This is a genomic window from Caballeronia terrestris (assembly GCF_001544515.1).
GTDB lineage: Bacteria > Pseudomonadota > Gammaproteobacteria > Burkholderiales > Burkholderiaceae > Caballeronia > Caballeronia terrestris.
This window is the reverse complement of the sequence record NZ_FCOL02000151.1, coordinates 1-5,852: the sequence shown is the minus strand read 5'-3', so window position 1 is coordinate 5,852 and position 5,852 is coordinate 1. Positions and strand designations below refer to the sequence as shown.

The following is a 5,852-nucleotide window of genomic DNA, read 5'->3' as shown; positions in this document are numbered from 1 at the left end:
CTCTGAGCCGCGGCGTAACCTACCTCAAGCTTAATCCGCGTACCTTGAGGTGCGGCAGGTCCATACATGATGTCTAGCTTGATGACGTGACGCTCAACGCGACACGCCTTTCGCGCGCAGCAAGGTTGCGTACATCTCGCGATACTTCTGCCAGCACACCGAGATCGAAAACGATTCGACGATCCGCTCGCGCGCAAGGTTGCCCAGCTTCTTGCGCTGCTCGAGACTCAACGTCGCCATTTCTTCCAGCGCGTGCGCCAGCTTGACGGGATCTCGCGGCGGCACCACCAGACCGGTATCGCCGACAAGCTGGCCGGTATCGCCGACATCCGTCACCACGCACGGCACGCCGCAGGCCATCGCTTCGCCGACGACCGTCGGCAAGCCTTCCGTCCGCGACGAGAGGCACAGGATGTCGAACGCCGGCATGAGTCGGTGTAAGTCGCTGCGGGCACCGAGCATGTGACACACGCCCGTCAGGCCGAGCTCGCTCATCCTGCGTGCGAGCGTCGTGTTGCTCGCGTCGACATCCTTGCCGACCATCACGAAACGACAGTCCGACACACGCTGACGAAGCAGCGCGGCCGCACGCAAAAAGTTGTCATAATCCTTGGCAGGATTGGAGCGCCCGACGATGCCGACCAGGATCGAGCGGGAAGGCAAATCGAGCGCGTCGAGAAGCGCGGCCCGGGCAGCCGCATCCGGCACGAACTTATGAACGTCGAAACCGTTATGGATCACGCGCATCCTGGCAGGAGCGTAACCGTACGCGACGTGAGCCTTGTACGACGCGTTGGCGCAGCAAATGACCGAGTCCGGCATTTGGTTGGAAGTCAATGCGCCGATTCGCGCAAGTGAATGCAGAAAGCGCCCGACCTTGGGCGTGGGCACTTCAGTTCGGTGAATGCCCCAGACGAGCGCGAACTTCTGACGCGTCCCGCGGACCCGGAACATCAGCCGCGCCAGCAGCGCCGCGACGCCGCCGAAAATATCGCCGTGATACATCCACGTCTGAACGACATCCGGGCGCGTCTCGACGATCCACCTCGCGAGCTTGACCAGAAGCAGCGGATTCGGCGCACCTGGCCGCATTCCGAGAAATTTGACCTCGACACCCGCGGCGCGCAGACGCTCCGCCATGACATCCAGCGGCGACAGCGAAATGACGACGTGCTTGTCGCCCGCGGTGCGCGACTCCAAAGCGAGGTTCAGCAGCAGCGTTTCTGCACCGCCCACACCGAGGCCGGAGATTATATGGACGATCTTCATTGTGTTCGCACAGCGCGTGCATCCGGTGATGTGAAACCCGCTTTCTATTCTTTCGATTGGATAAAGCAGTAGCGGAAATCTGATTAGCCTTCGTTCTCCTATCGCGCTCGTTCTAATTTGAATCGATAGGACGATAAGACCAGTGGAAGGCTAAGTGATTGGAGAGGCGCTTTACCGTTCGGCATCCAACACACATCGTGGACGCGATTTTCTGGTTATACAAATGAGGTAGATCGATCACGGATCCCGGGCCGTACTCGAAACTTGTGTGCCGTGCCGCTCGTAGGACAAATCGAAAAACTGATAGCGTTCGGGGGCGTAATGTGATGCGAGTGCGATGCCAGTTTCATCGCCGATTACCGCGCCCGGTCCTGAGAAGGGCGATTACCAAGAGCACGCTTGAGCGGCATAAAAATGGACAAACTCCACCGGTTTGCAAAAGACTGGGAAGCTGACGGACGAGAGATATGAAAGTGGCCCAACAACTCAACTCGAACCAGGTCCCCACGGCCTTCAAATGGTTGCGACCCTCCACGCTGGGCTTCCTGGCGGTGGTGGCGTTCATGCTCTGCATGCTCGCATTAGGCGATCGGAGCCGGCTGCTCGACCAGGACAATTACGTTGCGTACTTCCGGGAAGCTGATCCCCTCTGGATCATGCATCTCTGGTCGAGTAACCGCTCGATTGTCCTGTTCATCGTGAAAACGATCACGGACGAGCTCGGCTGGCGGCTTTGGGTGCTGGGCATCAATTCGCTGGGCGTCTCGCCCGAGATGGGCGTGCGCATCACGGTGATCACGCTGAACGTGCTCATGGCGCTTGCGCTGAGCCGCACGCGCCGACCGCTCCTCGGCCTGCTTCTCTGGGTGCTCATTCCCACCGGTCTCGTGACAGTCGGGCTGTTCCAGATCCGCCAGGGGTTCGCGCTGTCGATCGCCATGTATTTCGCGATGTGCCGGCAGCAGCCGATCCGGGGCGCCGTGCTCGCCAGCATCGTCCATACGACGTTCGCGTATCCGGCGCTCTTCCTAATTCTCGCGCACGTTCTCATGAAACGCAGCAGGACGCTTGCGATCGTGAGCGTGGTTGGTGCGGCGTTCGCGATGTCGCTGGCGTCGGCCTGGCTGTTCAACACGTTCGGCGGCCGCCGGCTCGAGGCGTACACGCAGCAGGAAGAGTTCACGGTGAACTTCCTGATATCGCTGCTCCTGTACCTAGTCGTGCCGGCGCTCGTGCTGATGCTTCGCCGGAAGAATCTCGAGGACACGACGCGCGAACTGGTCGTTCAGAAGATCGCGATCATGCATATCGGGCTGATCATGTTCCTGATCATCTCGTTCTTCGTGTATCCGTTTGGGACGCAGCGAATCGTCTACTACGGGCCGCTGCTGCTCGCCGTCATGGTGCCGGAGGTTCGACTAAAGAATTCGCTGGTCCTGTGGATGGTCGGGCTGATCGTGGCCCTTGTCATGTACGACGTCGTCAAGAACTATCAAATGGGCATCTACTCGTACTTTCTCTAAGAGGGTGTCTTTTCACTGAGCGACTACGCCGCTGTCATGCGCACAGCATGACGGCGTGGCTATCCTCCGCAACAGCCTTGAACGCGAGTTAATCGGCGCGGCCTTCGTCAAGCCGCCGCGTGCTCGCGTCCTTTCAAAACGGATTCAACATGCGCAATTGTCTTTTCATATACACGCCAGTTATTTTCCCTTCTCTCAAGCGGGGATTACTGATGGCCCTAAACCATTGCCGTTATGCCTAATGAAAAAATTGTCATACCGTCCTCAGCATTTACGCTGATTTGTCGGCTTATAAAACAATCCCGCCGAGCTTCTGTTGGGAATGCCATAGAGGCTAGACCCCAAATGCGAGACGGTGTGCATTCACCAACCTTGTCCTACAGATTAGCTCAAGCGACAAGAAATATAAGAATTCCTCCGTTAATTTTTGGAGTCGCACAGAGATGCTGAATCTTGCGCTTGGCTTTGTAGTCTCATTCCTGGTCATCTTCTTTATCGTTCGAAGTTCCGGTTTGCACGGATCGCTTTCGATGGACCACGACCTGCGCGGCATCCAGAAGAACCACGCCTACGCAGTGCCCCGGATCGGCGGGGTGGGCATCGCCTGCGCCACGGCCGTCACGCTGGTCGCGCAGCCGCTTTGGGCGACCGATTCCGGGATAGGCCAGCTGCTGCTCCTCCTGTGCGCCGTGCCGGCATTCGCAGGTGGCGTGATCGAGGACATGACCAAGCGCGTGAGCCCGAGCGTGCGCCTCCTTTGCGCGCTGGCTTCGGCGCTCGCCGCTTGCCTCGTGATGCATGCGACGCTTACGCGCGTCGACCTCCCGCTCGTCGATCAGTGGTTGCGCATCATGCCGATCGGGATCGCCTTTACGATGCTTGGTGTCGCGGGTCTGACGAACGCGGTCAACATCATCGACGGCTTCAACGGACTTGCGTCGGTGACGACGATTTTGATTTTCGCGTCGATCGGATACGTGGCTCATAGCGTTAACGACTACCTTGTGATGAGCATCGCGCTGACGATGATTGGCGCAATCGGCGGCTTCGTGCTGTGGAATTTTCCGGTGCCTTCGATCTTCCTCGGTGACGGCGGCGCTTACTTCGTCGGCTTCATCATGGCGGAGCTGCTGGTCCTCTTGATCGTGCGCAACCCAGGCGTGTCCGCGTGGTACGCGATGGCCGTCGCGGTCTATCCGGTCTTCGAGACGCTGTTCTCGATTTATCGCCGAAAGATCGTGCGCGGCCGTCCGGCGGGCCAGCCCGACGGGCTTCACCTGCATACGCTCGTGTACCGGCGTGTCGTGCGCAAAGGTCTCGACACAAACAACCTGCGCCAGCGCGCGCTGCGTAACTCGTACACCTCGGTTTATCTGTGGGTGCTGAGCTTGGTCGGCATCGCGCCCGCCACGTTCTTCTGGGATACGCCCGTCGCGCTTGCGGCGGCGACCGTCGCGTTTGTCATGGTCTACGTGCGGCTTTACGTGGCGATCGTGCACTTTAGGTCGCCGCGCTGGCTGATGATCACGCCCAAAGCGCCGGTCGTCGCTCCGCGCGGCGCGGAGCGGCCGCGTCATTGACTGAATCGAGGGCGCCGCAGTCATGCGGCGCCCGGCTTGGCTTCTTTCGGTTTCTAAGCGGAGCGTCATCGGTCTGACATCAAGCCGGCAACGATCACGGGTCACCGTCGATCCGTTCGACTCCTTTTCCCACATGTCCCAAGCACGCGTCCCACATGCAAGGGCGCACAAGCATCGGCATTGTTGTTCTACAGTCCAATAGGCAATCAGTGTGTGAGGACGTACGTTAAGCAAGCGCGACCCCATGCAACATATCGTTACATGAGAGCATGGCCAAGCAAGTCTTATTTACCGTGCCGGAGACCCGATTAAAGCCGGCCTTGCGCATGGAGCTTCACAGCGCGCGCAAGACATCGGCGGAACATGGGGAGACGCTTTATCGCTAAGTAACGACCGTCATTCACAAGAACTGCGAGTGGACGCGCCCCGGTTGCTGGGCAGCACGACCGGCGCATGGGGACATGCAGGAGACCATCATCGCGCCAGCCTGAAAAACACTAACAATAAGCCGCACGAGAAGCGGCAAACAGGCTGGCGCGCCGGGCGATACCATGAGAACAAAAATGACCCACGGATACGAAGCATCCCTCGTCAAGCGAGTGGTCAACCAACTGGCGACAGGCATTATTAATGGCGACTACGAAGGCAGCGTGCTTCCTCCGCAGGTCATCCTGTCGAAGAAGATCGGTGTCAGCCGCGCCATCATGCGCGAAGCGCTCAGCGTCCTGATCTCGCGACGGATGCTCGATGTCAGGTCCAAGACGGGCACTCGCATCAAGCCCGCGAAAGACTGGCTGATCATCGATCACGAAGTGGCCGAGTGGCGCCTGCGCGCCACACCGGATCCTGAATATCTGCGCGGTCTGATCGATTTCCGCAAACTCGTCGATCCGCGTGCCGCCGCGCTTGCGGCGACGCGCGCGAACCGGCATCAGCGCATCGCGATCACTGCCGCGTATCAGAGTCTCGTACACGCGGGCGCCGAGATCGCCGTTCAGCAAGCCGCCGAAGACGCACTGCAGGCGGCGATCGTCGATGCAAGTGACGACGAGTTGCTCCGGCAGATGGGCAGCGTCGTGCGAATGGGGTTGAGGGCGATGCGGCCGATCTCGCGCATGCGGACGCTCGCACAAGATTCGGATCTCGTGGACTACGGCAACGTCGTGCGCGCGATCGAAGCGAGCGATGCGGATGCCGCGAAGGCCGCGATGATGCAGCTCTTGAGCCGCAGCGCCGATCAACTGCTTGGGGAAGCGGATTGATTTGAGCGCGCGAGTACTGCTTAAAACCGGACGATTTTCATCCGGATACCTCGAATATCAAAAGTATGCGCAAAGCAACGGACTGCTTTCGCGCAACACGTCATGCTTTAAAAAAGTCCACGCGATGTTGCCAGCAGTGCTGATTCGCGAAGCGGACCAAACCATCGTCGGAGGACGAATATGTGTGGAATCGTGGCGGGGGTCGCGGAACGCAACAT

4 protein-coding genes are annotated in these 5,852 nt (G+C 59.4%); 3 read left to right on the top strand and 1 reads right to left on the bottom strand.

What is annotated here, in order from left to right:
• Positions 1-93: 93 nt before the first annotated feature.
• On the bottom strand, positions 94-1,269 hold the full coding sequence (locus tag AWB67_RS34115) for a glycosyltransferase family 4 protein (RefSeq protein ID WP_087660385.1): 1,176 nt from the start codon (positions 1,267-1,269) through the stop codon (positions 94-96).
• 467 nt (positions 1,270-1,736) lie between these two features.
• Here AWB67_RS34115 and AWB67_RS34110 point away from each other — a divergent pair, with 467 nt between their 5' ends.
• From AWB67_RS34110 to AWB67_RS34100, 3 genes are all read left to right on the top strand, one after another.
• Positions 1,737-2,792, top strand: coding sequence for an EpsG family protein (locus tag AWB67_RS34110; protein WP_087660384.1), 1,056 nt, complete (start codon positions 1,737-1,739; stop codon positions 2,790-2,792).
• Positions 2,793-3,235: 443 nt separating this feature from the next.
• Entirely contained in the window at positions 3,236-4,372 is a 1,137-nt protein-coding gene (locus tag AWB67_RS34105; RefSeq protein WP_087660383.1) for an MraY family glycosyltransferase, read from the top strand.
• A 563-nt stretch (positions 4,373-4,935) separates the two neighbouring features.
• Positions 4,936-5,634, top strand: coding sequence for a FadR/GntR family transcriptional regulator (locus AWB67_RS34100; protein WP_087660382.1), 699 nt, complete (start codon positions 4,936-4,938; stop codon positions 5,632-5,634).
• The last annotated feature ends 218 nt before the right edge of the window (positions 5,635-5,852 follow it).